Source organism: Rhodococcus sp. NPDC060090 (assembly GCF_042729855.1).
Taxonomy (GTDB): domain Bacteria; phylum Actinomycetota; class Actinomycetes; order Mycobacteriales; family Mycobacteriaceae; genus Rhodococcus.
Genome location: NZ_JBHWXB010000005.1, coordinates 210,453 through 237,249, shown reverse-complemented (window position 1 = coordinate 237,249; position 26,797 = coordinate 210,453). Strand labels below are relative to the sequence as shown.

Genomic DNA, 26,797 nt, shown 5'->3' with positions numbered 1-26,797 from the left:
CTCACTCCACCTAACAGCCCACATTCCACTGAACGGTTTCTCTTCACATGCAGTCATTCGAGCTCAATCGGCACGGCAAGATCGTCTTTCCCTCGAACTTCTTTCCCGATCTCGACTTCTCGGCGTTCACCAGCGCTGAGCATCTCGACTCGGTGATCCGCCGCGACTTCGACACGAAGGCCCCGTCGGTCTCCGAAATCCTCTCGCGCAGCGCCCAGGGTGTGTACAAATCCAAGTTCGAGCTCATGCGCGACATGGCGCTGAGCGGGTTCTGGGCGAATCGCTTCGCGCTCACCATGTTCGACAAGACTCCGACGCGTTGGTCCGATGTCCCCCGCAACCGCGACGACATCTACATGCCGATCCTCACCCCGTGGCCCGACGCAGCCGAGCGGATGGCCGCCGTCCAGGCTGCCTTCCACGAATTGCCTGCCGCCTGGAACGACTCTGCCGAGAATCTCATTTTCGCAAGGCTGTTCAACGTGTTCGGATCCCGTAGGCATATTGCGGGATCGTTGCCCACCGTCAAGCCGACGGTCGAGCAACTGCTCGCCCACCACGAGAACATGACGCTCCGGATCGGCAATCACGATCCGAACTTCCCGATCTACACCTACGACGAAGTTCTCGACAGCAGTGAGGATGTCGCCGAACTCGAGGCTCTCGGTCGGTGGTCGATGGTGCTGCACAACCAGCACCCGTACAACCGTAACGATCTCGAGGTCGTCAAGGCCTCGGAACTGAAGGACGACGACTACGTGATCGTCTTCCATCCACGCGATCGTGAAGTACAGCGCTTCATCAACCGCGCCACGTCCGGGAAGTCCCGCAAGGGTGTGAGCTACACGAGCCCGACACCCGTGCCCCCGGCGAAGCCGTACCCGGCCGTCGACGTGGCCAAGGAGTTCACCGTCCGGCCGCGCATCGACGCGATCGCGGTCGCACACGGCGACACGGTCTGCACCAACGAGGACCTGATCCGGAACACCGCGTACAACTGGTCGCCCATGACGGCCGAGTCGATCGCGCAGAAGACCGGAATCGAACAGCGCCGCTACACTTCCGGCACGTTCGAGGATCTCGCATTGTCCGCTGCCAAGCAGGCCGTCGAGCACGCGAAGGTGGGCCCCGAGGACATCGGTGCGGTCATCGTGTGCACCTGCACGAGTGGACGGCTGATCCCGTCGCTCGCCACATGGATCTCGGGTGAACTCGGCATCGCCCAGAGCCATGCGTCGTTCGACCTGGTTGCCGCATGTGCAGGAATGCCCTACGGCCTTGCTGAGGCGACCCGGATCCTGCAGCAGGTCAAGCGACCGGTGCTGGTGGTGTGCGTCGAGAAGTTCTCCGACAAGATCGGCAACGTGCGCCCCTCGCGCATGATCTTCGGTGACGGTGCTGCGGCAATCGTCGTGTCGCCCGCAGAAGAAGGCGCGGAAACCGACATCGAGTATTTCAACAGCTACGCGAGTGGTCCGACGAGCGAAGTCAATTCGATCATCTGGCCCAACCCGGACTTCGACAACTTCATCACCGTCTACGGTCCCGAGGTCAAGTCGCTCGCCGGCCGCTACCTGGGGCAGATGCTCGACGAGATCAAGGAATTGCCCGCACCGGCAGGCAAGGACGGGACGCTGCTCGACAACATCGACTTGATCGTGCCGCACCAGGCGAACAAAACGATGATCATCGAGCTGGCCGCGAATGCCGGACTGTCGGCGGATCGCTTGTACTTCAACATCGAGCAGGTCGGCAACGCGTCGTCGGCGAGCATCCCGCTCGCGATCCACGACGCTGTCCGCGACGGTGTCATCGACAAGCCGGTGCGCATCTTCGCTCCCGGATTCGGTGCCGGTGCAGTAGCGGGTTACACCGTGATGCGAATCGACCCGAAGGTCGTCGTCCCGTTCCGGGACGCGGAAGAGCGCGCCGCCATCGATCCCACACATGAGCAGCCGTCACCGTCCGACGTGGAGCTCGCGTTCCGCTAGAAGACCATTTGTGCCGATCGTCCCGTTCGCAACGTTTTGTGCGGACGGGACGATACCCATTTCGAGGTCGCATTTCCCGGATGACCTCGAAATGATTCGAAAGGCATACCCCATGAAGATCCGACGCCTGACCGCCGCGACCCTGAGCTGCTTGGCTCTGACGGTCGCTGCTCCGGCCACCGCGAACGCGTTCACCTTGGTCGATCTGCTCCCCACAGGTGTGGCCGATCTGATTCCGAGTGGTTCGTGGAACCCCTTTGCGCCCCCGGCACCGTCCGCTCCCCCGGCGCCGGAACAACACTCGGCCCCCGCGCCGCAGCAGCAATCGGCTCCGGCCCCTGCACCTCGATCGGCGCCGAGCGGCGGGTTCAAGAACTGCACCGAGGCGTGGAATGCCGGAGCTGCGCCGGTCTACCGCAATGATCCCGGATACGCTCCGCGCCTCGACCGCGACAACGACGGTGTCGGCTGCGAACGCGATCCTCGCTGATCGTTCTGGCCCCGGCCCCCGGCTCGTCGAGGGACCGTCAAGCGTAAACACCCGTGCGCGTTTCCGGCAGCTACAGCTACCGGAAACGCGCACGGGGTCGGGAACTTTCGTCGAGGGTCAGAGCCAGCGCGGAGGGTTGAGCTCGCCGCCCTCGACCCCAACCGCGCCTCGGCCTGCGGCCCAGAGCACGACAGCGGGAAGAGAACCCTGTACCTTGTGGGTGATCTCGGTGTCCTCCTTCACCACGATCGGAGTGTTGCCCTCGACCTCGACCGCGATACCCGCACCGAGATCCTTCTTGCGCCACATTCCGACAATGTCGTCGAGCAATGACTCGAGAACAACCTGCGGGAAGTCACCGAAGCGACCCCCGTTGTCGAGATCGACTGCGTGGATCCACACCTCACGGGTGCGCATCCACGCGGTCTCCTCCGCAGGAACAAGTCGCCCCTGCGCGGTACGCACCTCCGCCTGCCATGCCGCCTCCGGCAGGTTCCGCCACTTCTCGTCGAGTCGTGCGACGGTGTGGGCGAACAGGTTCCGGAGCGCCGCGGGGCTCAGTGTGGATCCCTCGGCGATCTCCTGGCCGCGTTGTTCGGTCGACGCGTACATCGGGGTCTCGACACCTGTTGCAGCCCAGTCCATGAGCCGGCACAGGGCCGCGGCGTTGTAGCCGACGTGCGCAACGAGGTGCCGACGGGTCCACCCCTCGAGCAGGGTGGGGCCGTCCAGTTCGTCATCGGTCAGCTCCGCGAGCCGCTGCGACAGATATGCCGTGCCGTGCCGGGCGATCAGCAGACGCTCGGAGAGTTCGAGATCGTTGAATCCCACGTCCGGGTTCTCCTATTTGATGATCGTCTTGTTCTTGACGGTGCCGAGGCCCTCGATGGTGACCTCGACGGTCTCGCCGTTCTGGATGTACCGCGCAGGCTTGCGGGCGTGGCCGACGCCGCCGGTGGTGCCGGTGATGATGACGTCGCCGGGCTGCAGCGTGACAATGTGCGAGATGTAGTCGACGAGCTTGGCCGGGGTGAACACCAGGTCCCGAGTGTTCGAGGACTGCATGACCTCACCCTCGAGGATCGTCTCGATCTTGGTACCGAGCGTGTAATCGGTGTCGAGGAACGGACCGAAACCGCTGCTCTTCTCGAAGGTCTTGCCCTGATCCCACTGCAGCGTGCGGTACTGGTAATCGCGCATCGTGTAGTCGTTGATGACCGAGTAGCCCGCAATGTAGTCGGCAGCGTTGTCCTCGCTGACCTGGTACGCCTGCTTGCCGATGACGACGGCGAGTTCCGCTTCCCAATCGAGCTGCGCACCTGCGTATTCGGGCACGATCACATCGTCGTAGGGGCCGGTGAGGGCTTCCTTGAACTTCGAGAACAGGGTCGGGAACTCGGGGAGGTCGCGGCCCATCTCCTTGATGTGCGTTGCGTAGTTCAGGCCGACGCACACGATCTTGCCGGGGCTGGGCACCACGGGTGCGTAGTCGGCGTTCGCGAGATCGACGGTCTTACCCGAAGCCTTCTCGGCGACGGACTTCCAGTCTGCATTGTCGAGTAGCGCGGACAGGTCGGCGTAACCGTCGATCACGGTTGCGGCCGAGTCGCTGTCCACCCTCACGGCAGCGGTCGTGCCGTCGAGGCGGAGAGTGGCGAATCGCATGAGTTTCAGGCTCCTTCGGAGATGATGGTGCGGTTGAAGTGGAGACGCTCCACGATCGGTGCGTCCGAGAACGCGAACAGGTCGATGCCGTTGTCGGTTTCGAGCGACCACTCCGTCCAGGACGGCACCACGATCATGTCGCCCTTGACGACATCGTGACTCTGATCGCCGAGGTGGAAACGGCCCTGGCCGGTGAAGACCTGGAACACCACGGAGCCGACATCGCGGCGCTTCCGCGTGTGCGCGCCGGCGCGGAGACGGTGGAACTCGGCGCGGATCGTCGGCATGACGTCGCCACCGGTCGTGGGGTTGGTGTAGCGGATCGCGGCGTGGCCGGGTTCCGTTGTCGCTGCGTAGCCCTCGTCCTCGAGCGCCAGCTGCTCATCGAGAGCGCGGTCGGTGTGGACCCAGCGGTAGCACGCGATCGGTGAGCTGGTCTTGCGGTCGAGTCCGACGAGCGGACGTAGACCGGGGTGCACCCACAGCCGCTCGGAGCGGGAGATGTCCGGGGTGCTCTCGTCGGTCACACCGTCGGACCCGAATTCGAAGAACCCGGTGTCGGTGTAGTGGACGAAAGGAATGTCGAGCCCGTCGATCCATGCCATCGGCTGATCGGTCTCGTTGTGGTGACCGTGGAAGTTCCAGCCGGGGGTCAGCAGGAAGTCGCCGCGGCGCATCGCGACCGGGTCGCCGTTGACGACGGTCCACACGCCCTCGCCCTCCACGACGAAGCGGAAAGCGTTCTGCGAGTGGCGGTGTTCGGGCGCGGTTTCCTTCGGCCCGAGGTACTGGATCGCTGCCCACAGAGTAGGCGTGACATAGGGAACGCCACCGAGGCCGGGGTTCGCGAGCGCGATCGCACGACGTTCGCCGCCGCGACCGACCGGCACGAGATCACCGGCGCGCTGGGCGAGCGGGTACAGCGTCGACCACTTCCAGACGAACGGCACGGCCTTGGAGGCCGGCGCCATCGGCATCAGGTCGCCGAGCTGCGTCCACAGCGGATTGAGATTCTCGGTCGCGAAGTCGTCGTAGAGCTTCTGGACCTCGGGGTCGATGGGTTCGGGGGCGGTCATTGTTCTCCTCGTCACGCGTGCAGCACATGTCCGGCGTGCACCCAACGTATGTCGGGTCACTCCTGAAGTGGAATAGATTTCTGCTCTACAGAATGTCGAAACTCGGTGGGTTCGATGCCCGCGACGTCTACTTGGAGACCGCGAACAGCGGCGTGTATCTGGTTGACCAGCTGCCCACGCAGATGCGTCCGGTACCGGTTGATGGGCACCGCCGCCGTGAGCGCCCCGATCGCCCGACCACTGCCGTTGCGAATCGCCACGCCGAGCGCCGCGACGCCTTCCTCCGTGTGCTCGACGTTCACGGCGAACCCCAGCTTGCGCGCAGCATCGAGCTCGTGGACGAACACCTCGAACTCCCCGATCGCCATCCTCCGATCGGTTTCGTACGCGGGAGAAGGACCACGATCGATATGTGGCTCGTCGGCCGGTCGCAGATACAACTGTTCGAGAACTGTGCGCGGCTGCTCGGCCAGCAGGATCCGTCCACCCGCTGTGAGCTCGGCCGGAAGCACCTGACCCTGCCGGTCGCCCACCCGGAGGATCGACTCCGTCTCCGCCGTCCACAGGAATCGCGCCTGCGATCCGACTCGGATGACGAGGTTGATCGTCTCCCCTGCCAGCGAGGCGAGCGCCTCCATATGAGGCCGGCCGAGCTCGGTGAACTCGCGGGTCCAGCCCTGCCGCGCAGGCCCCACCCCCATCGCAGGCCCGGGATGATAGATCCGCTTCTCGTCCTGCACCGCGAACCCGCGGTAGACCAGCATGGCGAGCAGACGATGCGCGGTCGACGGCGCCGTGCCGAGCTCGTCGGCGGCGTCCTTCAATCTCAGCGCGCCCACATCGCGCAGCATCTGAAGCAGGCGAAGTGCGTTGTCGACCGACTCCAAGGCGTAGGTGGGCCGCTCGATCCGACCCGGCTTCTTCTGCATAGCAGAACTTTATTGCATGGCGGTGCACATCACACCCAAGGTGGAGCAATGCCACGGCGCGCCTCGCAGCCGGCTCGTCCCACTGACCGACCCACACTCGAATCCAAGGAGTCTCATGTCCGACCTGAAGGACGCACGGGTACTCATTGCCGGAGGCGGCATCGGCGGCGTCGCCAATGCTCTCGCCCTGGCGCTCAAAGGCGCGGAGGTCACACTCTTCGAGCGTGCCCCCGAATTCGGTGAGGTCGGCGCCGGCCTTCAGATCGGACCGCACGGCAGCCGCATCCTCCAGTCGCTCGGCGTCTACGACGAGGTGATCGCCAAGGGCGTCCTGCCCAAGAACCTCGTCTTCCGCGATGCCGTGACCTCCGAGATCCTGACCAAGGTCGATCTCGGTCGCGAGTACCAAGAGCACTACGGCGGCGTGTACTTCGTGGTTCACCGCTCCGACCTGCATTCCGTGCTCGTGGAGGCTGCTCGCAAGGCCGGCGCAGACCTGCGCGTCAACTCGTCCGTGAACGACGTGGTGACCGAGGGCGACCGGGTGCGCGTCATCCTCGAGGACGGCTCCGAACACGTCGGCGACGTGGCACTCGGCATGGACGGCCTGCACTCACGTCTGCGTCCGAAACTTCACGACGACAAGCCCGTCGGCTCCGGTTACGTTGCGTTCCGCGGCACCTTCCCGATGAACGAGGTTCCGCTCGAGGAAGAGATCGAGGACGTCGTCGGTTACATCGGCCCGCGCTGCCACTTCATCCAGTACCCGCTGCGGGGCGGCGAGATGCTCAACCAGGTTGCCGTCTTCCAGTCTCCCGCGTTTCTGCGCGGCGAGGAGACATGGGGAAGCCCGGAAGAGCTGGCACACGCCTACGACCACTGCCACGACTCGGTCAAGGAAGCGCTGAAATACCTGTGGACCGACCGCTGGTGGCCGATGTTCGACCGCAACCCGGTCGACAACTGGGTCGACGGCCGCATGCTCCTTCTCGGCGACGCCGCCCACCCGCCGCTGCAGTATCTGGCGTCGGGCGCCGTTATGGCCCTCGAGGACGCCAGGTGCCTGGCCGACTATGCCGCCGAGGACCTTCGAGGAGACACGAAGAACTGGCCGAGGATCCTGCGCGACGTGAACGCCGAACGCGCACCGCGCTGCAACCGCATCCTCACGGTCGGCCGCATGTGGGGCGATCTGTGGCACCTCGACGGCGCCGGCCGTGAGGCGCGCAACGAACTGTTCCGCACCCGCGACACGTCGAGCTACAAGTACACCGACTGGCTCTGGGGTTACAGCTCCGACCGCAAGCGCTGAACCCACAGCTCGGCCGCTGTTGCGATCAGCAGGCATGCTGGGAGGTGCACCCGATCCCCGGAACACAAGGAGCACCCGACATGGCACGCATCGCACTCTTCGGCGGACACGGCAAGGTCGCGCTGCACCTCGAGCGACTGCTCTCCGACGCCGGCCACGAGACCAGTGCGTTCATCCGCAACCCCGACCACGCCGACGACGTACGAGCGGCAGGCGCCACACCGGTCATCGCCGACGTCGAACAACTCGACATCACGGCGCTCGCCGAACTGCTGCGAGGTCACGACGCGGTGGTGTGGTCGGCCGGTGCCGGCGGCGGCGACCCCGCCCGCACGTACTCCGTGGACCGCGATGCCGCGATCGAGTCGATGACAGCCGCGCAGGAGGCGGGCGTGCGCCGGTACGTGATGGTGTCGTACTTCGGAGCACGCCCGGACCACGGGGTGCCCGAGGACAACAGTTTCTACGCGTATGCCGAAGCCAAGTCCGCCGCCGACACACACCTGCGCGGCACCGAACTCGACTGGACGATTCTGGGACCGAGCCTCCTCACGCTCGAGGCACCGACCGGACGGATCGAGATCGGTGGCCAGGGTGCGAGCGACAAGGGCGAGGTGACGCGCGCGGATGTCGCGGCCGTCGTCGCAGCGGTGCTCGAACGCCCTGAAACCGTGGGTCGCACCATCGAATTCAACAACGGCGACACTCCGATCGAGGAAGCCCTCGACGCGCTGCGCTAGACCGTCCGAACGCGAATGGCCGAATGTCACCCTCATACCATCGGAATGGATGAAGGTGACATTCGGTCAAACCGGAGCGGGTGTCAGGCCTGCGGAACCAGCTCCTCGACGCGCACCGGGGAGGTGTCGGAGGCAGCCGCGATGGCCTCCTCGAACTGCCGGTGATCGACCTGGGATCCGAGCATCAGCGCAAGTCGGGTGAGGAACCCTTCGCGATCGTCCTCGGCGACCTGGTCGAGTGCGGTGGACAGGCCCAGCCACACGTTCTCACGACGCTGCTCGTCCTCGGTGACGTGCTCGGCCGGACGCGCGGGCAGCGCGTCACCGGCCGGTGCGGCACCGGACCGCAGCGCGCCCGCGACACCGGGCAGCTGCGCGACCGGCACGCGGCACAGCAGCAGTCCGTCGGGACGGATGACGAATGCTTCGCCGGCGGTCGCGCCGAGCGCATCCGCCAGGTCGGCAGCGTCGAGGACGGTGACCCCGTCGGCGGAAGCACTGTCGACGGCGAGTGCGCGCACGCTCTCGGGCGACAGAGCGGACCCGAGTTCAGTGGCCGCGATCGCAAGCGCGACGCTGCCTGCCTCGTCGAGCCCGACACCGAGCACTGCGAAACCGGTACCACGCGCGACGTTGAGCGAGGTGTCGACACCCTCGATGCGAACCTTGCGGTCCTCGACCGGGTCGCCCGGAAGCACCCCTTCGGCACCGGCAGCAACCGACCACGTGAGCGGCGAGAGCCGAGCATGGGTCGCGCTGGACTGGCGCGGGTTGATCAGGTGACCGAACTCGGGGCGACTCACTGCGAGCGCGAGTACCGCGTCGCGCGTGGTGCGGTATCCGTGGCTTCCCGGGCTCATGATGAGCGTGGACTTGCCTGCGTTGGCGACGTTCTGCTCCCACGCGTTGTGCCGTTCGAAGGAGTACGCCTGCAGCAGGGCCGTGTCGGCGTTGCCGTTGATCACGGCGGCGAGCTGCCACGCGAGGGTCTCGGCGTCTTCCATGCCGGAGTTCAGGCCGCGCACGCCGAAGATCGGGACGAGGTGTGCTGCGTCGCCGGCGAACAGGAGGCGTCCGTGCGTGAACTCGTCGAGTGCGAGGGCGCGGGCGCTGTAGAAGCCTTTCCACTCGAGGGTCCACGGCAGGTCGTTCTGCAGCCAGTCGAGGTGCTTGGCGATGCGGGCCCGGATGGCGTCTTCCTGGGTCTCGATCTCGGCGTCCTCGGACGGGTCGAGCTGGTAGTCGATGCGCCAGATGTTGCCGGGCTGCTTGTGCATGATGATCGTCGAGCCGGGGTTGCTCGGCGGGTCGAACCACACCATCCGCTCTGCGGGCAGATCCGACTCCCAGTGGATGTCGGCGATGACGTAGCGGCCTTCGTAGCTGGTGCCCTGCAGACGCAGGCCTGCGAGCTCGCGCATGCGGCTGCGGCCACCGTCGGCTGCGACGACGTAGCGGGCGCGCAGGTGACGCTTGCCGTCGGCGGTGTCGACCTCGAGGGTGACCTCGTCGTCGCCGCGCAGGATGCCTGCGATGGACGTCTGCCAGTACAGGGTGATGAGGGGGTTCTGCTCGATGGTGTCGACCATGATCTGCTCGAACTCCGACTGGGAGACGTTGATCATGGGCGGGCGCACGTCGAAGTCGCGCAGCGGCATCTCGAAGTGCAGGACTTGCTCGTCGCGGTAGTAGCTGCGGCCACCGACCCACGGGAGCACGATCTTCTCGAGTTCCGTGCCGAATCCGAGTCGACCGGCGGCTTCGAGGCTGTGCCGGGAGATGCAGATCGCGCGGCTACCGAAGGACACCTGGTCGGCGGCCTCGATGATGGTGACGGGGATGCCGCGCTGTGCGAGTCCGAGTGCGGTGGCCATGCCGACCGGTCCGGCACCCACGACGACGACGGGGAGCGTCTCGTCGGACGGCGTCATCGACTCGAACGTCGACGCGGGGTACTTGGGAGGCTGGTAGTAGGTCGACATGGGTCAGACACCTTCCTGCGAGGGGGACTGAGCCTGCTCGGTGCCGGTGCCTGCGGACGGCACACGCAGGAGCAGGATGCTCATGAGGCTGATCAGGGCGATCAGCACGAAGTAGCCGGTGATGGACATGGAGGTGCCGGTCGCGGCGAACAGCGAGGTCGCGACCATGGGCGCGAGGCCACCGCCGAGGATCGCACCGACCTGGTAGCCGAGGGATGCTCCGCTGTAGCGGATCTTGGCGGGGAACAGTTCGGCGAACAGCGCGGACTGCGGGCCGGCGCAGCAGCCGAGGGTGAATCCGAGGGCGATCATGGCCAGAGCCATCACCGGCAGGATTGCTGTGTCCATCAGTGGGAAGAACAGGGCAGCGGCGACGACGAGCGCAGCGGACGCCTTGATGTAGATGGTGCGGCGGCCGACGAGGTCGGAGCGCCAGGCGCTGTAGGCCATGCCTGCCATCCAGAAGGGGCAGGATGCGATGAGTAGGGCCAGCATCGCGGTCTTGCTGTAGCCGAGTTCGGTTTCGCCGTACTTGAGCACGTACACCATGTAGGCGTACGCGATGCCGTTGGTGGCGATGAAGGTGCCGCCGGCCAGCAGCACGGTCTTCCAGTGCTTGGTGAGCACCTCGAGGATCGGCATCTTGTCGTCTACATCGGAGGGAGCTTCCTTGGTGGCCTTGAACTCGGCGCTCTCCTCGAGCCCGAGACGGATCCACATGGCAACGAAGACGAGGACAGCCGACATGAGGAACGGCACGCGCCAGCCCCACGAGTTGAAGGCATCTTCGCTCAGGAACGCGGTCAGCGGAAGGTAGACCAGGTTCGCGAGCAGCACACCTGCGGGCACACCCAACTGAGGCGCAGCGCCGTAGAGACCACGTTTGCCTGCGGGAGCATTCTCGGTCGCGACGAGCACTGCGCCGCCCCACTCACCGCCCACGCCGAGACCCTGGATGAAGCGCAGGGCCACGAGGAGGATCGGGGCCGCCACGCCGATGGCGTCGTAGTTCGGCAGCAGGCCGATGGCTACCGTGGCGAAGCCCATGAGGAGCAGCGACGTAACGAGCATCGACTTACGGCCGATCTTGTCACCGAAGTGACCCATCACCACACCGCCGATGGGGCGGGCGATGAAGCCGACCGCGAGCGTCGCGAACGCTGCGAGGGTTCCGGCGACATCCGACGAACCCGGGAAGAACTGAGGCCCTAGGACCAGCGCCGCCGCGGTTCCGTAGATGAAGAAGTCGTACCACTCGATGGCGGTGCCGACGAAGCTGCCGAGCGCGGCTTTGCGCGCCGCTTTTGCCGACGTCTGAGGCGTCGAGTCAAGAACGGTCATGAGTACGGGTGCCCTTCGGCCAAGTGAATTGGAACGGATCCGATTAACGAGCGTTCGGACGCGGTACAGCCATCATGAGGGCGGTCACATTCATTTGAAAAGCGGATAAAGTCGGGGATCTATCCCCGAAAAACCGTCATTAGCGCATTCTCCCAGTTCATGACGCACGTGTGTCGTGGCGGGCTGTGACCACGAAGTGAACAAAAGTTTGCGCAACCCGACTGGGAAGCGCATCCTTTCGCCACGCGAGCACGACGTCGACGGGATCCGGTTTCGGCTCCGCGAACGGTCGCACCGCGATCGGTAGACCCTCGTAGGTCACGTCGAGGGACGGACGCTGAAGCAACAGCGACCACCCCAGCCCCCGGCCCACAAAGGCGCGGCACGTCTCATAGTTCTGGGTCCGGTATGCGACCACCGGCGAGAATCCTGCCTCGGCGCACACGCTCACCGCATGACCCGAACTCGGCGGCGCGTCGAGCATCACCATCGGTTCGTGGGCGAGATCCGTCAGGTGCACCGGCGACCCCGCCAACGCCGCCGGGTGGTCGGCGGGCAGCAGCAACATCGGTTCCCTGGATTCGAGGACGACGGACTCCAGCCCGGGCTCGAGGTCGAGGTCGTATAGGAACGCGACGTCGAGGTCACGCGAGTCGAGCTGCGCCCGCAACCGATTCTGCGTGTCTTCCCTGAAGTCGACGCGCGCCCTCGGGTGCGCCTCGGTGAAGCCGGTGATCAACGACGGCAGCAGAGTGGGCCCGAGTGACGGGTAGCAACCCACCGCGACGGGGCCTGCGACGGAGCCTGCCTCGGAGTGGGCATCGCTCTCGAGTTCCGCAGCGAAATGCAACACCATCTTCGCCCGCTCGAGGACGGCATGTCCTGTGGGTGTCAGCCGCACTCCACGGGCCCGCTGTCGCACGAACAGCTTGACGTCGAGTATCCGCTCGAGGTCGGTGATGGCGGCGGACAGCGCCGAGTGGGACATGCGCAGTGCGTCTGCGGCGGCGGTGATGGTCCCCCAGTCGGCGACGGCAACGAACGCCGCCAACTGACGGATCGTGTAGGCGGGCACATCGTCGGATCTGGCCATGCTGCTAACGGTAGATCGACTACGTCACGACGCGATCGGCAATGTCGGATCGCACCGTCGACGGCACGCTCGCGGCGAATTTCTTCAGATACGCGAGAATCCATTCGCGCTGCGAGGCGAGGAAAGGGAAATCCGAACCCACCATGTGCCGGACAGCGAGCATCGGCAGTGGTGCGTCGAGCGCCCGGAATGCGCTGTTCCGCAGGCCGGTGACAGTGCAGCCCGGGTAGAACTGGCCGAGCATCAACCCATCCAGCACAAAATCCGACTTGCGCTCGTTCTGCACGAATTCGATCACGTCGTAGTCGGTGACGTCGGGGAACACCGCAACGACCGATTTGAGCGCCGCATCCGGTCCGGAGGCCGGTGACAGCTGGGGAAAGAGGTCGGCGAGGTCGTCGGCGACGTCGCGCATGCGCTGAGCGTCGACAGCGCCCCGCACGAACACCGCATAGAACAGGCCCCGCCCGATCGACGGCGCCGCGAACGGGCAGACCGGGCCGCTGCGCCCGAGGTCGTCGTGCGGGCTGCACAGGAAATCGACAGCCCAGCGACGCAACTCCCCGGTGCGGGGATGCTCGTCATCACGGACGTCGTCGAAGACGCTCACCGGCTCGATGCCGGATCTGCGGCCGCGGAGAACACTGGTCTGGTCGGTCATCGCTGGCCCTTCCGGAGGTGGTCCCGGAGAACCGGGGTGATCTGATCGAGTGCTTGTGAACCGGTCATGTCCCGATGTGTGACGTCGAGGCGGTACGCCCGGACGGGTCCGTCGATGTGAGGTCGCCAGACCTGGGCAGGCTCCGGCATCCGAGCGGCGACGGCGTCGGCCGATTCGAAGAAGACCAGGTCGGTGACGGGGCGTGCGGTCGGCCGGTGGCAGGTGGCGAGGCCGACCGTCCGGCCGAACGCGCGGTAGAGGGTGTCTCGGTGCTGCGCCGAGGAGTCGTGGCTCGCTGCCTCGACCTCGGCGGCGATGACTTCCGCGCCGGGTGTCTCGCCCTGTAGGTGAGTGTCGAGCATCGTGAGTGTCGCGACGACCTCACCGGCTGCGGTGAGCTGGGCCGCGATCTCATGGGCGATCTGCCCGCCCACCGAGTAGCCGAGCAGGTGGTACGGGCCGTGCGGTTGCGTCGACCGGATGCTCTCGACGTGCGCCGCGGCGAGATCCGCGAGGGTATCGATGTCGCGAGCCTGATCGGTCAGTAGCGGTGACTGCAGCCCGTACACGGGCCGGTCGTCGATACATCGTGCGAGTCCGGCGAAGCACCACGCCAAGCCTGCCGCGGGGTGGACGCAGAACAGCGGATCCTCGGAACCGTTCTCGCGCAACGTGATCACCGCGTCGAACGAATCGTCGCCGAGCGTCGAGTCGAGCAACCGCCGGGCCAGGGAACCCGGGGTGGGATGGGTGAAGATCCACTGCACCGGGACGGGACGGCCGAGGGACTCCGACAGCGCAGCGACCACGGCCGTCGCACCGAGCGAGGTCCCTCCGAGGGTGAAGTAGTCGTCGTCGAGACCTACAACACCAACGCCACCGGCGCAGGCCCGTGGTGTGCCGAGGGTTCCGGCGAACGCGGAGACCACCGCCGTCTCCGTCACATCGCGTGGCGCCCGGTAGGGCCGGCGGCCCTCGCTGAGGTCGGGGGCCGGCAGCGCCGCCCGGTCGAGTTTGCCGTTGGGGGTGACGGGGAGGGCGTCGAGCACGGTGAGGGTCGCGGGCACCATGTGCGGGGCGAGTCGCGCCTGGGCGTGGGCCCGCACCGCATCGGTGCACAGGTCGCCGCCGGAAGTCGGAACGACATAGCCGTCGAGCCGGTCGCCGCGCACGGTGACCACCGCGCGAGCCACACCGGCGGCATCGAGCAGCACCGATTCGATCTCGCCGGGTTCGATGCGGAATCCGCGGACCTTGACCTGCAGGTCGCTGCGGCCGACGTAGTCGAGGGTGAGTGTGCCGTCGGCAGCCCGCCGCCACCGTACGACATCGCCGGTGCGATACATCCGTTCCCCCGGCTTCCCGGACGGATCAGCGACGAACCGGCATGCGGTACCCGCGCGCCGGTTCCGGTAGCCGCGGGCCACAGCGGGTCCGCTCACATACAGTTCCCCCATCACTCCGACGGGGACAGGACGGAGCCGGTGGTCGAGGACGAGTTCGGTGAGTCCGCGAATGGGCCCGCCGAGTCCGACTGGATCACCTACGACGAGCGGTGCGCCGGCGTTGGTCTGAATGGTGCATTCGGCGGGCCCATAGGTGTTGACCATCTCGCGGCCGGGTGCCCACTGCGCCACGAGTTCGGGCGCGCAGGCTTCACCTCCGACGACGACGGTGCGCAGATGCCCGAGCCCGGCCGGGTCGACCGTCGCGAGCACCGACGGCGTCAGCGCGATGTGCGTGACCCGCTCTCGCGCAAGGAGGTCGGCAAGTTCTCTGCCGCCGCAGACCGTGGGCGGGGCGACGATCAGGCAGGCGCCCGAGCCGAAGGCCCACAGCTGCTCGAGGATTGCGGCATCGAAGCTCGGTGACGCGAAGTGCAGGACCCGCGACCGCGATCCGAGCACGAACCGTGTGCGTTGTTCCTCGACGAATCCCGCGAGTCCGGTATGGGTGACCACGACCCCCTTGGGAGTTCCCGTCGATCCCGAGGTGTAGACGACGTAGGCCGCGTGATGGGGACGCAGCGGAGCGCGTCGATCGGTGTCGGTGATCGCGTGGTCCGAGTGGGATGCGATCACGGCGCTTTCGGCCTGGTCGTCGAGCACCACCCATCGATGCGGCGGCAGACCTGCGTGCACTTCTCCGACAGTGATGCCGAGGGCAACCTCGGAATCCTCGATCATGTGGGCAATCCGCGCGGACGGGTATTTCGGGTCGACCGCGACGAACGCCGCGCCGGTCTTCGCGACCGCCCACAGTGCCAGAACCGACTCGACCGAGCGGGTCAGCGCAACCGCGATCACGGTTTCAGGGCCGGCTCCGAGTTCGACGAGCCGGCGCGCCAGCCGATTCGAGCGAGAGTCGAGTTCGCGGTAGGTGATTCTCTCGCTGCCACACACCACTGCAACGGCGTCGCCACCGATCGTCGCGCCACGCGCCAGCAGTCGTGGCAGGGTGACCGCGGGTTCCATCGGCCGACCCGGCACCGGTACGAGCGCGGCACGCTCGACCGAGCCGAGGATGTCGATATCGCTGACTTCGCGGTCGGGTCGGGTGACGACCGCCTCGAGCACGCGCGCGAATGCCTCGGCGAATCCCTGAACTGTCATCTCGTCGAAAATGTCGGTGGCGTAGCCGAACTCGGCGGTCATGGCGTTCCCGTCCCGAGATTCCTCCACGGCAAGGTAGAGGTCGCATTTGGCGACCGGCGGAGCCGCGTCGACGGCGTCCACCGTGAGGCCGGGCAGTTGAACTCGGGTGGGTGTGATGTTGCGGAACTCGAGCAACGCCTGGAACAGCGGGGCGTGCGACGTCGACCGCGGCGGATCGAGAGCCTGCACGACCTGGTCGAACGGTACGTCAGCGTGGTCGAAGGCGTCCAGGTCGCGGTCGCGGGTGCGGTTGAGGAGTTCACCGAACGACGCGGACTCATCGATGTCGGAGCGAAGTACGACCGTGTTGACGAACATGCCGACCACGTCGTCGAGTTCGGCGGCCCCGCGGCCGGCCACAGGAGTGCCGATCGCCAGTGTCGTGGCCCCGGTGAGCCGTTCGAGCAGGATGGCGAACGCCGCGTGCATCACCATGAAGACGGTGGCGTCGTGACGGCGGGCCAGGGTCGCCGCCCCCGAGGTCAGCTCGGCCGGGATCTCGAACGGCACGGCGGCGCCGTAGTGGGTGCGCCTCGCGGGCCGGGGCCGGTCGACGGGCAGGTCGAGGAGTTCGGGGACGCCGTCGAGCGTCGACCGCCAGAAGTCGATCTGCTGCGAGTGTGAGGATTGCGGGTCGGTGGCGTCGCCGAGTCTGCCGAGATGCCACAGCGCGTGGTCGGTGTAGCGCGCAGGCAGCGTGGCCCATTCGGGTTCCTTCCCCTCCAACCGGGAGGTGTAGGCGAGCATGGTGTCGCGGGCGAGGGGCAGCGTCGACGCGCCGTCGGCCGCGATGTGGTGCACGACCACCACGACGACGTGGTCGATCGGCCCGACCCGCAGCAACGCGGTGCGGACCGGGACCTCGCGGCTCACGTCGAATCCCGCGGAGGCGAGTTCTCGCAACGCAGCGAGCAGGCCGTCTTCTCCGTGTACGGCCACGGGCGTGAAATCGAACTCTGCGTCGTCGAGTACCTCCTGGAAGGGGCCGGACTCGGACGACGGGTAGCGGGTACGTAGCGGTTCGTGTCGCGCGACGATATCCGCGAAGGCGGCGCGGAGCACGTCGAGATCGAGACCACCGGTGACGCGCAACGCGAGGGGCACGTTGTATGCGGGCGAGGCGACGTCGACCTGGTTGACGATCCACATGCGCCGCTGCGCGGGAGCGAGGGGAATCCGGTCGGGGCGAGGCCCGAGTGCGACGTACGCCGCTGCCGGCGCAGCGCTGCTTGCTCGGGTAGCGAGACCCGCGACGACCGGCGCCTCGAACAGGTCGCGGACACCGAGCCCGACACCGAGCGCGGCGTTCACTCGGGCGACCGCGCGGGTCGCGCTCAGAGAGTTGCCGCCGAGATCGAAGAAGTGATCGTCGCGACCCACCCGCTCGAGTCCGAGGACCTCGGCATACACCTCCGCGACAGCCTCTTCGACGCTGCTCGCCGGGGCGACGAACACCGTGGTGCGGGTGCCGAACACGGGTTCTGGCAGTGCTATGCGGTCGAGTTTCCCGACAGGCGTGACCGGCAGCTCGCCGAGTACGACGATCGCGGCGGGCACCAGATGGGCGGGCACACAGCCGCGCAGATACGTGAGGAGTTCGCGGGTGTCGGGCTCGTCCTGCGCGGGCACGACGTACGAGACGGGAACGACATCGCCTGCCGGATCGGTGCGCCCGACCGTCACAGCCGAAGCAACGAGCCGGTGGCGGACCAGCGCTGCGTCGATCTCGCCGAGCTCGACCCGGATTCCACGGATCTTGATCTGGAAGTCGGAGCGGCCCACGTAGTCGAGAACAAGACTGTCGTCGGGGAGGCGCCGCCAGCGCACCACGTCGCCGGTCCGGTACATACGTGTGCCGTCGGGGGCCGCGACGAAACGTGTCGCGGTGAGGGCCTCACGGTTGCGGTAGCCGCGCGCCAGCGCCGGACCCACCACGTACAGTTCCCCCGCCGCTCCGACGGGGACCTGTCGAAGCTGGTGGTCGAGGACGGTTTCGGTGAGTCCGCGGATCGGCCCGCCGACCGTCACGGGCCGACCGGCGGTGAGCGTCGCGGCGTTCGACATGATCGTCGATTCCGTCGGCCCGTAACCGTTGATCATCATGCGACCGGGGGTCAGACGCTCCACCAGTTCGTCCGGGCATGCCTCCCCCGCCACCGCGAGCGTGCGCAGGGAGTGCGGGAACCGCGGCACCGTGGACAACACGGTGGGTGTGAGGACAGCGTGAGTGACGTGGTCGCGGTGGAGAATGTCGGCGAGTTCGCCGCCGCCCATCACAGTGGGCGGCACCACGACCAGCCGCGCAGCGCTGCCCGCCGCCCACAGGATCTCGAACACGGATGCGTCGAAGCTCGGGGAGGCGCAGTGCAGCACACGGGCGTCGGGGTGGCCGCCGAAGCGGTCGCGCTGCTCTGCGATCAGATCGGCGATACCGCGGTGGGTGACCGTGACGCCCTTGGGAAGGCCGGTCGATCCGGACGTGTAGATCAGGTAGGCGGCCCCGTCTAGATGTGCGGCTTCGGGCACGCTCGCAATGAGGTCCGTGGTGGGCAGCCCGTCCCGGAGCTCGAGCCACCGCACCCCGTCGGGCAGCGCCGTGCGGCACTCCGGCGTGGTGAGCCCCACCGCCACAGCTGAATCGGTGAGCATGTGCTCGATCCGTTCGGCCGGGTAGGAGGGGTCGACGGGAACGAAGGCAGCGCCGCTCTTGACGACCGACCACAGCGCGACCACCGACTCGATCGACCGCGCGATCGCGACGGCCACGACGGTCTCCGGTCCGGCCCCCGACACTCGGAGCGCGTGGGCGATCCGGTCGGTGACCGCGTCGAGTTCGGCGTAGGTGACGGTGCGGCCCTCATACTGCACCGCGACACCCTGCGGATTCGCAGCAACCGCGTCGGCGAGCACCTCGGGCATCGTCATGCCGATCTCCCCCGCTGCACCCCGGACAGCGCCGGGCACGTCGATCGCCCCGATGCCGGTCAGCGGCGTGTCCGACGACGCCGATGCGAACGCATCGACGAGGTGGACGAGCCGCGCATGGTGCCGGTGCACCTCGTCGTCGGTGTACCGGCCGGGATTGGCGCGGATCTCGACGATCGTCCGCGGCGGGTGGCCGGACCGGTAGATATTGATCATGATGTCCGGCACCGGGCCCGAGGTGAGGATGTGGAAATCTGCCGAGCAGCCCCCGAACCGCCATTCCCGGTCGAACAACATCACATTGACGACGGGCGACGAGATCCGTCGGTCGGCGGCGTCCGCACCCAGTTCACGCAGAATGTCCTCGACATTGCCTCGTTGGTGCCGCAGCGCACCGGTGAGTTCGAGCCGGACCCGGTCGACGAGCGTGCCCACGGTGTCGTCGGTGCGCACCGCCACGAGAAGGGGGACGACGTTGGCAAGCATGCCTCCGGAACGTCGCAGCACCGCGGTGGTGCGCGCGGAGACGGGGATGTCGACGAGCACTTCCTGCCGTCCGGTGGTGTGCGCGAGGTGGCATGCGAATGCGGCGACGACTCGAGCGGCTGCGTCGGCTCCGGACGCGTCCAGCCGGACTGCGGTCTCCTCTGTGAGCGCGGTGCGAGCCACCAGGCTGCGGACCGACGGCGGTGCGATCTTGTCGGTGAGAGTGACTGCGGCCGAACGTGAATGTAGCCGTTCGGCCCAATGATCGCGATCGGTCCGGTGCCGGCGGGAGGCGCGGTAATCGTGGTCGATCCGCTGCAGAGTGCGCAAATCTGCGGCGCGATTCGGCTGTGGCTCCCGATTCTCGAACTCCGCGGTGTACAGCTCGGCGACCCGGTCGACCATCGTCGCGGCACCGTGCCCGTCGAGGGCGATGTGGTGGATGCGGGTGTACCAGAAGTACCGGTCGTCGGCGACCTGCAGCAGTGCGGCCTCGGTGAGCGGATCGTCGGCGAGATCGATTCCTGCGGTGTGGTTGTGGTCCATCCACTCGTGTGCTGCCACCGCCGGGTCCGGCTCCGCACGGAAGTCGTGCACGTCCAGCTCCACATCGGAAGGCGGTGCGACCACCTGGTGGGGTTCGCCGTCGATGTCGACGAGCCGCAGGAACACCGACTGGAATTCGTGTGCGGCGACGAGCGAGACCCGTCGGAACAGGTCGACGTCGAGACGGCCACGGATGTCGACGTACTGCGCGATGCAGATCGGTACATCCGGTGCGAGCTGCTGAGCGAACCACAACCCACGCTGCGCGGGAGACAGTGGAAATGGTTCGTGGACAACAACAGTGGCAACGGCCATGTGATCACACCCGGGGTAGCGGCGGAGTTTGCGTCCGTTCGTTCCGGACGGCCGGAGAAACCGGCTCCACTACTGTCCCGCGGGCAGGACCTCGCAGATACGCCCCCTAGGTGTCGACCCCGACCACCTAGTCCTGTTCGGGAACGGAGTCCTCGGCTCCGGCTTCGTCATCGCTCTCGCCGCCGCGGTGCCGCGCCTCGGACACCTTCGCAAGGCTTCGGCCGAGAACACCGCTCACCGACTTGAGCGGGCTGTCGATCGAATCGAGGGCGTCGGCGATCTCGGGATCCTCGTCGACGAGCCACCCTGCAGCGTCGGCTCGGCATGCCGAGCAGAAGTCCTCGAGGTCCTGCCGCAATCGTGCGAGTGTGCGCATGGTGCGCGGCGAAGACAAGCGTTTGACGACCTCGAGCGGGGTGCCTTCGGCGAGGCGGGCGAGTGCACGTCGTCCACGGCGGAGCAGTTCGCCGTCCTGCTCGAAGTGCTCGACGAGCAGGGTGCGTGAAGCGCTGAGAACTTCGCTCAGTTCGTCCGGCTCAGCGATGCGAGCACGTTCGATGCGCAGCCGCTGCCACATGGTCGCGGCGTCCTCGACGAGCACGAGCAGCTGCAGTGTCTCACCGACTCGGCCCTCGTCGGCCATGGCGAGCAACAGCGCGACATGCGTCGACACGGTGATCTCGGGCTCGGCCTGGATCAGAAGCTCGAAGGCATACGCGCGTAACCGCTCGACCACCACGGCGAGCAGCGGACCGAGTTCTGCGATCGGCGTCCACTCCTGTTCGGGGAGTATTCCGCGGTGATCGGCGATCGCGACCGCTCGCGTCAGCGTGTTGTGGTGGGCGACGACGTCACCGAGATCAGGAGCGCCGGCTGCGGCCAGGATCTTCTCGACGGTGTCGGGCTCGGCGTCGTCGCCCCGGAGCCGCACGATCGCAGCTTCGACTGATCCGACGGCACCGGCCAGCGCACGTACGATCGCATCCGCGGGGAGCGCGCCGGAAACGTCGGGATTCGGCAGGTCGTTCATGTCCACCATCGTGCTACGAGGCACCCCGGATGCACCACCCGGCCACACCACTCACAACCGGGGACGATCCTGACCGGACGGGACGCGGACCCATGCACTCTCGAGCAGCGAGACGACCTCGGCTTCGTGACGTGCACGGTAGGCGCTGAGGATGCGGCGCGGGCGGGTCTCGCCGTCGAGTCCGATCGCCGTTGCGAACGCCGCGGCGATGCGTTCCTCGGGCACGACCTCGGGTGTCGTGTAGCCGATGAGCGCGAGCGCCTTGCGGAGCGGATCGGCATTCGCGGCGAACGTGCGCAGCGGCAGCACGTCGAACCGGCCGTCCGAGCGAAACTCGAGGAACAGCTCGCCGTACTCGTCGATACCGATCTCGTCCAGGAAGCGGCGCACCGACCCGAGCTGCGGAATCGGCCTTGTCCACCGCAACGCCTGTGGTCCGAGCCTCGACTTCAACACCGTCTCGGCACCGGGCTCGCACCCGACGATGCCCGCGACCGCGGACGGAATCGGGAATTCGGCGCCGCGCATGTGATCGCGCGTGACGGGAATCCGCAGGCGCCAGCGCTCGTCGAGCCGGTACAGGCGTTTGGTGCGTTCCGGGGGCACCGCGGGAACATGGGTGCGGCGCCGACGTCGAACACAGTCGGCGACGACGTCGAAATCCCCGCTCGCCGCGAACACCCGGGCAGAAGCATCGGAGATCGAGAACTTCTGGACCAGCGCTTCGGCCACCTTGTCGAGCTCGATCGAGCCCGGGGTTCCGTCCGGTCCGGCAGCGCCGTCGACGAGCCGCGCGATGCGCGTCCTGACGGCCGTGACCAGGTCGGTCTCCCATTCGAGCAGGCCCCACAGACCGTCGTCCTCGGTGACGGTGAACCGCTCGTCGTCCCTGAGTTCTTCGACGACGCTGTGGATATCGAGATTCGCGTCCATGCGCGCAACGAGCGTTTCGACGGAGAGCGGGTCGCCGACCACCTCGAGGATCTGTGCGGCGTGACCCGCCACGGTGGCCTGGGGCGTGAGAATCCAGCCTTCGAGCATGCTGGTTCCGCAGTAGTTCATCCACGCTTCGAGTTCGCCGGCGGGCAGGTCCCATATGGCCGCTACCCCGGCAGGTTGCACCACTCCGTTGGCGGATTCGAACTCGCCGAGCAGCGCGCGGGTCTGTTTCTCCGCCTCGGCGAGATCGGGCACGGCGATCCAGCCGTCGGCGACGGTGCACCGGTCGTCGAGGCGGTCGAGGACCTTCCACAGCGGTGCATCGAGTCCCGGTACAACCTGGGCGAGCACCGGGCGATCGCGCAGGATCCGGTCGAACGCGGCGACGGGTCGTACATCGGTCCGCAGTGCCGCCAGGAAGTCCCCCACTGCGGTGCCGAACGGGAACGTCGACGGTGCGGGCGAATCGGCGCCGGAATCGTCATGGATGCGGTGCCGCAGGACGTTGCGCTCGGCCGCGGGCAACGACGCAACGTAGTCGGCGAGTTCGGTCACCGGATCGGCCGGTGCACTCACCGGAAGATCGCGAGCAGCGACCGCACCGAGGCGCGCGACTGCCTCCTGGATCTCCTCGGGAGCACCCGTATCGAGATCGATGCTGAGCAACGGGCGATCCCGCTCGTCGCACAGCATCCGCCATCGCGCGAGGGCAGCGAGGTCGTCGACGAGAAGCGCCAGCGCCGGGACAGACGCGGCCGACGCTTCCGGCCGGAGCGTGGCCGGGTCGCGCAGCACCGTGAGTATGAGAGCCGCGCAGACGATTTCGTGCACCTCGCCGCTTCCGGCACCGCGCACATCGAACAGGTCGGCGGGGCTGCGGCTGAACAACTCCGCGGTGGTGGGGGCATGGGGCAGGCGCGCGACGAGCGTCGCGGCGGACACCCCCAGGTCGAGGGCGTCGACGGCGACTTCCACGGTTCGGATGAGTCCGTCCGCGAACCGCAGTTCGGGGTGGTCGGTGACGTAGATCCGGGACAGTTCCGCGCACAGTTCGGGGATCTCGGTGTCGGCGCCGGTCTCTACCGGTGACTGCAATTCCCACCAGTTCGATGTCGGCGCGAGCGCATTCAATGCTGTGGCGCGTGCGGACCCGTAGCGATCGAGCCAGGGCATCAGCTCGAGCCAGGTTCGGTCGTCGAGTTCGTCGACCGAAAGCGCACGTGACCACAGCGACACGAACCGATGCTCCTCTTCGACGTCCGGCGGGAACCGTCATGGGTCCCTCCGTGCAGAACGCCCGTGCGGGCGCCCGACCGCCCAGCATACCGACCGGAACCGCGCACGCAGCGTAAGGCGATCCTGCTGCTCGGCGCCGCCGGACGGCGACGTCGACGTCAGGTGACCGCCGCGTCGTGAGGGGCTTCGTCTCCCGCTTCTTCTCCTCCTTCCGGCCTCAGACGCAACAGCACGAGTCCCGCGACCGATGCGACGATGAGTGAGCCCACTGCCCCGTTCACGTGCAAGGCGGATACGGCGATCCCGGATCCGGTCAGCCCTGCCAGCAGCGCACACCACAGCAGCGCTTTCCCGATGAACGCTCCCATTTCTCAAATACCTTCCGGCAAGTCCCCATCCACGATGCAACGATAGTGTCACCTGTCACAAAACCGGCAACACCCGGGCGGTGTGTCCTGAATTGGTGTAGCAATCGCGGCGCGAGGATACTCGGCACAACATGGCGCAAGGATGAGAGGCACGACGTGGAAGCACGATCGACCGGACACGATGTGATCCTGCGGGATGTCACCCTGCGCGACGGACTGCAGCTCACCGGGAAACTGCTCCCGACGCGGCGCAAGGTGGAGATCGTGCGGGCCCTCCTCGCCGCGGGGATACCCGAACTCGAGATCGGGTCGCTGGCGCGCGCCGACCTCGTGCCGCCGATGGCGAACACCCTCGAGCTGGTGTCGGCCCTCACCGAGGAAGAACTCGACCGCTGCTGGATCTGGGTGGCCACCCCGAGGCACGTGGAGAAGGCACTCGCTGCGGGAGCGCGGAGGTTCCAGTACTGCTTCTCGGTGTCCGATTCCCACAACCGCGCCAACATCGGCCGCGACACGGAAGACAGCCTCGCAGCGATGCCCGCCGCCGTGGAACTCGCTCACGCCGCGGGCGGCAGCATCCAGCTGTGTCTGGCGACGTCGTTCACCTGCCCGTTCGACGGACCCGTCGACCCCGACCGTGTCCTCGAGATCGCGTGCGACCCGCGGGCGGACGGATCGGCCGACATCGTTGTCGCCGACACCCTCGGCCAGGCGGTCCCCGGGCAGGTTCGTGAGCTCGTCACGCGCGTCCGCGCGGAGTCGCCCGACCGTCGGATCGTCTACCACGGCCACGACACGTGGGGCCTCGGTGTCGCCAACAGCCTCGCCGCTGTCGAGGCAGGTGCGAACGTCGTCGACGGTGCGCTCGGCGGGCTGGGCGGTTGCCCGTTCGCCCCGGGTGCGAGCGGCAACACCGCGAGTGAGGATCTGCTCTTCGCGACTCGCCCGTCGTGGCTCACACCGCAGGTGTTCGCAGACATCGTCCGGCTCGGCGAGGACGTCGTCACCGAACTGGACGAGCCCAATCGGTCGCGCGCCCGGCAGGGGGCGCGGTCGGAGGCCGAGGCGTTCGACTGGGTCGTCCGCGCATGAGAGTCCTGATCGCACCCGACAGCTTCAAGGGCACCTACACCGCAGCCGAGGTCGCCGACGCGATCGCGGCCGGAGCGGAGTCCGCGGGCCACGAGCCGGTCCGGATGCCCGTGGCCGACGGCGGCGAGGGCACGCTCGACGTCCTCACGGTTCCGCTCGGTCTCGAACGGATCGACGTCGACGCCGTCAACCCGTGGCGCGCGCCCTGCCCCGGATTCTTCGGCCTGTCCTCCGACGGCACCGCGATCGTCGAGCTCGCAACGGTCAGCGGAATCACCACTCCGCACAACGGTGTTCGCGATGCTGCGACCGCCGACACCTACGGCACCGGGATGATCATGGCCGCTGCGGCGCAACGTGGTGCGCGGCAGATCGTCGTGGCCGCGGGTGGTTCGGCCACCACCGACGGCGGACTCGGAGCGATCGCCGCGATCGACGACGCCGGTGGTCTGGGTTCGGTGTCCGTCGTCGTGCTCACCGATGTCACCACCCGCTACACCGACGCCGCGCGGGTGTTCGGACCGCAGAAGGGCGCCGACCCCGCGACCGTCGAACTGCTGACGACACGGCTGACCGAGGCCGCCGCGGCGCTACCGCGCGACCCGCGGGAGGTGGACGGCACGGGTGCGGCAGGCGGGTTCTCGGGCGGAATGTGGGCCAGGTTCGACGCCGAACTGCGCCCCGGCGCCGACTACGTGCTCGACGTAGCCGGTTTCGACGCCGCGCTCGCCACCGCCGACCTCGTAGTGGTCGGCGAGGGACGACTCGACGGGCAGTCGCGTGCAGGCAAGATCGTCTCGGCGATCCTGGTGCGCAGCGCTTCGGTGCCCGTCGTCGCGGTCGTCGGGTCGGTCGGTGATGATCTCGGGGACTACCGGTCGCGGTTCGCGGACGTGCTGGTGGCGTCGGATGCGGAGGCGCTGCGGGCTGCCGGAGCGGGGCTCGCTGTGCCCACGCCGAACAGGCGCGCGAGCCGCGCATCCGATGCGTAGAGCGCGTCGAGGTCGAACGTGGACGCCGAACTCAGCACCTCGGCGGCACCGGTCGTCGCGATGAGCTTCTCGATCTGTTCGGCCACCTGGTCCTCGGTGCCGACGATCGCCGCCGCTGCCGTGTCGTCGAGGATCCGCTGTCGGCGCTCGGTGACGGGCAGGCGCCGCAGCGCCTCGACCGGCGACAGCGACGGGAAGAAGCCGCGTTCTCGGGACAATGCCATCGCCCAGCTTTCCGGCAACAACAGATCGGCGGCTTCGGCTTCGGTGTCGGCGATGAGGATGTCGGCGCCGATCACCAGATACGGCTCGGGGTTCGCGGCGCTGGGACGGTAGTCGGCGAGATAACGGTCGAACGGTTCGGGGCCCTGCTTCACGATCGGGCCTGCAACGACAGCGGGCAGGCCCAGTCGGGATGCCACCCGAAGGCCGGCCCCGGTCCCGAGCACGAACACCGGAGGCGGTTGCGCGACACGGGGCCTGATCGACACGGCCGCTGTGTCGTCGAGATACGCGCGCAGCTCGTCGATGTCGGCGGCGAAGTCGTCCGGATCGGCGCGGGTCGTGCGCAAGGCCTCGCGAACAGGTGCGGTGAAACCGAGCGACCTCCCGACGCCCAGATCGATCCGGCCCGGGTGCAGCGCTTCGAGTGTGGCGAACTGTTCGGCGACCACGAACGGCTGATGGTTGGGCAGCATCACTCCGGCCGACCCGACCCGGATGCGGTGCGTGCGATCGGCGATGGCCTGGATCAGCAGTGCGGGGGCGCCGGATGCCACCCCTGGCACCGCGTGGTGTTCAGCGACCCAGAAGCGAAGGTATCCCGCGGCTTCGGCGAGCTCCGCGCGGTGCAGGGTCTGCCGCAGTGCGGACGCGTCGTCCTGGCCTTCCCGGGTGCGGGAACGGTCCAGTAGCGACAGTGCGACATCCATGT

The 26,797-nt window shown here is 67.3% G+C and carries 18 protein-coding genes and 1 pseudogene; 6 read left to right on the top strand and 13 right to left on the bottom strand.

Annotated features, from left to right (window positions below; translation table 11 throughout):
• Window positions 1-47 precede the first annotated feature (47 nt).
• Together ACFWCF_RS09325 and ACFWCF_RS09320 are read left to right on the top strand one after the other, a co-directional pair.
• Window positions 48-1,991 carry a ketoacyl-ACP synthase III gene (locus tag ACFWCF_RS09325; protein ID WP_378560029.1) on the top strand — a complete coding sequence of 648 codons (1,944 nt, stop codon included), beginning with the start codon at window positions 48-50 and terminating at the stop codon, window positions 1,989-1,991.
• A gap of 112 nt (window positions 1,992-2,103) precedes the next feature.
• Entirely contained in the window at window positions 2,104-2,481 is a 378-nt protein-coding gene (locus ACFWCF_RS09320; protein ID WP_378560026.1) for an excalibur calcium-binding domain-containing protein, read from the top strand.
• Window positions 2,482-2,598: 117 nt separating this feature from the next.
• On the opposite strand, the gene ACFWCF_RS09315 is transcribed toward ACFWCF_RS09320, so the two are convergent.
• The 4 genes from ACFWCF_RS09315 to ACFWCF_RS09300 are packed head-to-tail and all read right to left on the bottom strand — an operon-like array spanning window position 2,599 to window position 6,151.
• On the bottom strand, window positions 2,599-3,312 hold the full coding sequence (locus ACFWCF_RS09315) for a maleylpyruvate isomerase family mycothiol-dependent enzyme (protein WP_378560024.1): 714 nt from the start codon (window positions 3,310-3,312) through the stop codon (window positions 2,599-2,601).
• A 12-nt stretch (window positions 3,313-3,324) separates the two neighbouring features.
• Window positions 3,325-4,146: a fumarylacetoacetate hydrolase family protein gene (locus ACFWCF_RS09310; RefSeq protein WP_378560021.1), complete on the bottom strand. Its 822-nt coding sequence runs from the start codon at window positions 4,144-4,146 to the stop codon at window positions 3,325-3,327.
• Between the two features lie 5 nt (window positions 4,147-4,151).
• Entirely contained in the window at window positions 4,152-5,222 is a 1,071-nt protein-coding gene (locus ACFWCF_RS09305) for a cupin domain-containing protein (RefSeq protein ID WP_378560018.1), read from the bottom strand.
• A gap of 56 nt (window positions 5,223-5,278) precedes the next feature.
• Entirely contained in the window at window positions 5,279-6,151 is an 873-nt protein-coding gene (locus tag ACFWCF_RS09300; RefSeq protein ID WP_378560015.1) for an IclR family transcriptional regulator, read from the bottom strand.
• 115 nt (window positions 6,152-6,266) lie between these two features.
• Between ACFWCF_RS09300 and ACFWCF_RS09295 the strand changes: the two genes are divergently transcribed.
• On the top strand, window positions 6,267-7,463 hold the full coding sequence (locus ACFWCF_RS09295; RefSeq protein WP_378560012.1) for an FAD-dependent monooxygenase: 1,197 nt from the start codon (window positions 6,267-6,269) through the stop codon (window positions 7,461-7,463).
• 80 nt (window positions 7,464-7,543) lie between these two features.
• On the top strand, window positions 7,544-8,203 hold the full coding sequence (locus ACFWCF_RS09290) for an SDR family oxidoreductase (RefSeq protein ID WP_378560009.1): 660 nt from the start codon (window positions 7,544-7,546) through the stop codon (window positions 8,201-8,203).
• Window positions 8,204-8,286: 83 nt separating this feature from the next.
• Here ACFWCF_RS09290 and ACFWCF_RS09285 read toward each other — a convergent pair whose 3' ends face one another.
• The 8 genes from ACFWCF_RS09285 to ACFWCF_RS09250 all read right to left on the bottom strand — a co-directional run bounded on the left by ACFWCF_RS09285 (window position 8,287) and on the right by ACFWCF_RS09250 (window position 23,779).
• Window positions 8,287-10,185, bottom strand: coding sequence for an FAD-dependent oxidoreductase (locus tag ACFWCF_RS09285; protein WP_378560006.1), 1,899 nt, complete (start codon window positions 10,183-10,185; stop codon window positions 8,287-8,289).
• 3 nt (window positions 10,186-10,188) lie between these two features.
• On the bottom strand, window positions 10,189-11,526 hold the full coding sequence (locus ACFWCF_RS09280; RefSeq protein ID WP_378560003.1) for an MFS transporter: 1,338 nt from the start codon (window positions 11,524-11,526) through the stop codon (window positions 10,189-10,191).
• 157 nt (window positions 11,527-11,683) lie between these two features.
• Window positions 11,684-12,619: a LysR family transcriptional regulator gene (locus ACFWCF_RS09275; RefSeq protein ID WP_378560000.1), complete on the bottom strand. Its 936-nt coding sequence runs from the start codon at window positions 12,617-12,619 to the stop codon at window positions 11,684-11,686.
• Between the two features lie 19 nt (window positions 12,620-12,638).
• Window positions 12,639-13,280 carry a DUF6875 domain-containing protein gene (locus ACFWCF_RS09270; protein ID WP_378559997.1) on the bottom strand — a complete coding sequence of 214 codons (642 nt, stop codon included), beginning with the start codon at window positions 13,278-13,280 and terminating at the stop codon, window positions 12,639-12,641.
• Entirely contained in the window at window positions 13,277-20,206 is a 6,930-nt protein-coding gene (locus tag ACFWCF_RS09265; protein ID WP_378559994.1) for an amino acid adenylation domain-containing protein, read from the bottom strand. Before ACFWCF_RS09265 ends, ACFWCF_RS09270 begins: the two co-directional genes overlap by 4 nt.
• 127 nt (window positions 20,207-20,333) lie before the next feature.
• Window positions 20,334-21,236, bottom strand: coding sequence for a hypothetical protein (locus ACFWCF_RS09260; protein WP_378559991.1), 903 nt, complete (start codon window positions 21,234-21,236; stop codon window positions 20,334-20,336).
• Between the two features lie 51 nt (window positions 21,237-21,287).
• Window positions 21,288-23,411: a hypothetical protein gene (locus ACFWCF_RS09255; protein WP_378559988.1), complete on the bottom strand. Its 2,124-nt coding sequence runs from the start codon at window positions 23,409-23,411 to the stop codon at window positions 21,288-21,290.
• A 158-nt stretch (window positions 23,412-23,569) separates the two neighbouring features.
• Window positions 23,570-23,779, bottom strand: a complete 210-nt coding sequence (locus ACFWCF_RS09250; protein WP_378559985.1) for a hypothetical protein — start codon at window positions 23,777-23,779, stop codon at window positions 23,570-23,572.
• A gap of 183 nt (window positions 23,780-23,962) precedes the next feature.
• On the opposite strand from ACFWCF_RS09250, the gene ACFWCF_RS09245 reads away from it, so the two are divergent.
• Together ACFWCF_RS09245 and ACFWCF_RS09240 are read left to right on the top strand one after the other, a co-directional pair.
• The gene (locus ACFWCF_RS09245; RefSeq protein WP_378560254.1) at window positions 23,963-24,871 is read left to right on the top strand and encodes a hydroxymethylglutaryl-CoA lyase; all 909 of its coding nucleotides are present in this window, start codon (window positions 23,963-23,965) and stop codon (window positions 24,869-24,871) included.
• Window positions 24,868-25,863 (top strand): glycerate kinase, encoded by a 996-nt coding sequence (locus tag ACFWCF_RS09240; RefSeq protein WP_378559982.1) that lies wholly within the window; start codon window positions 24,868-24,870, stop codon window positions 25,861-25,863. The genes ACFWCF_RS09245 and ACFWCF_RS09240 overlap by 4 nt, the downstream gene beginning before the upstream one ends.
• Here the strand turns inward: ACFWCF_RS09240 and ACFWCF_RS09235 are convergent.
• Window positions 25,833-26,795, bottom strand: a pseudogene (locus ACFWCF_RS09235) (MsnO8 family LLM class oxidoreductase); the annotation flags it as partial. The gene ACFWCF_RS09240 and the pseudogene ACFWCF_RS09235 sit on opposite strands and share 31 nt — an antisense overlap.
• Window positions 26,796-26,797 lie beyond the last annotated feature (2 nt).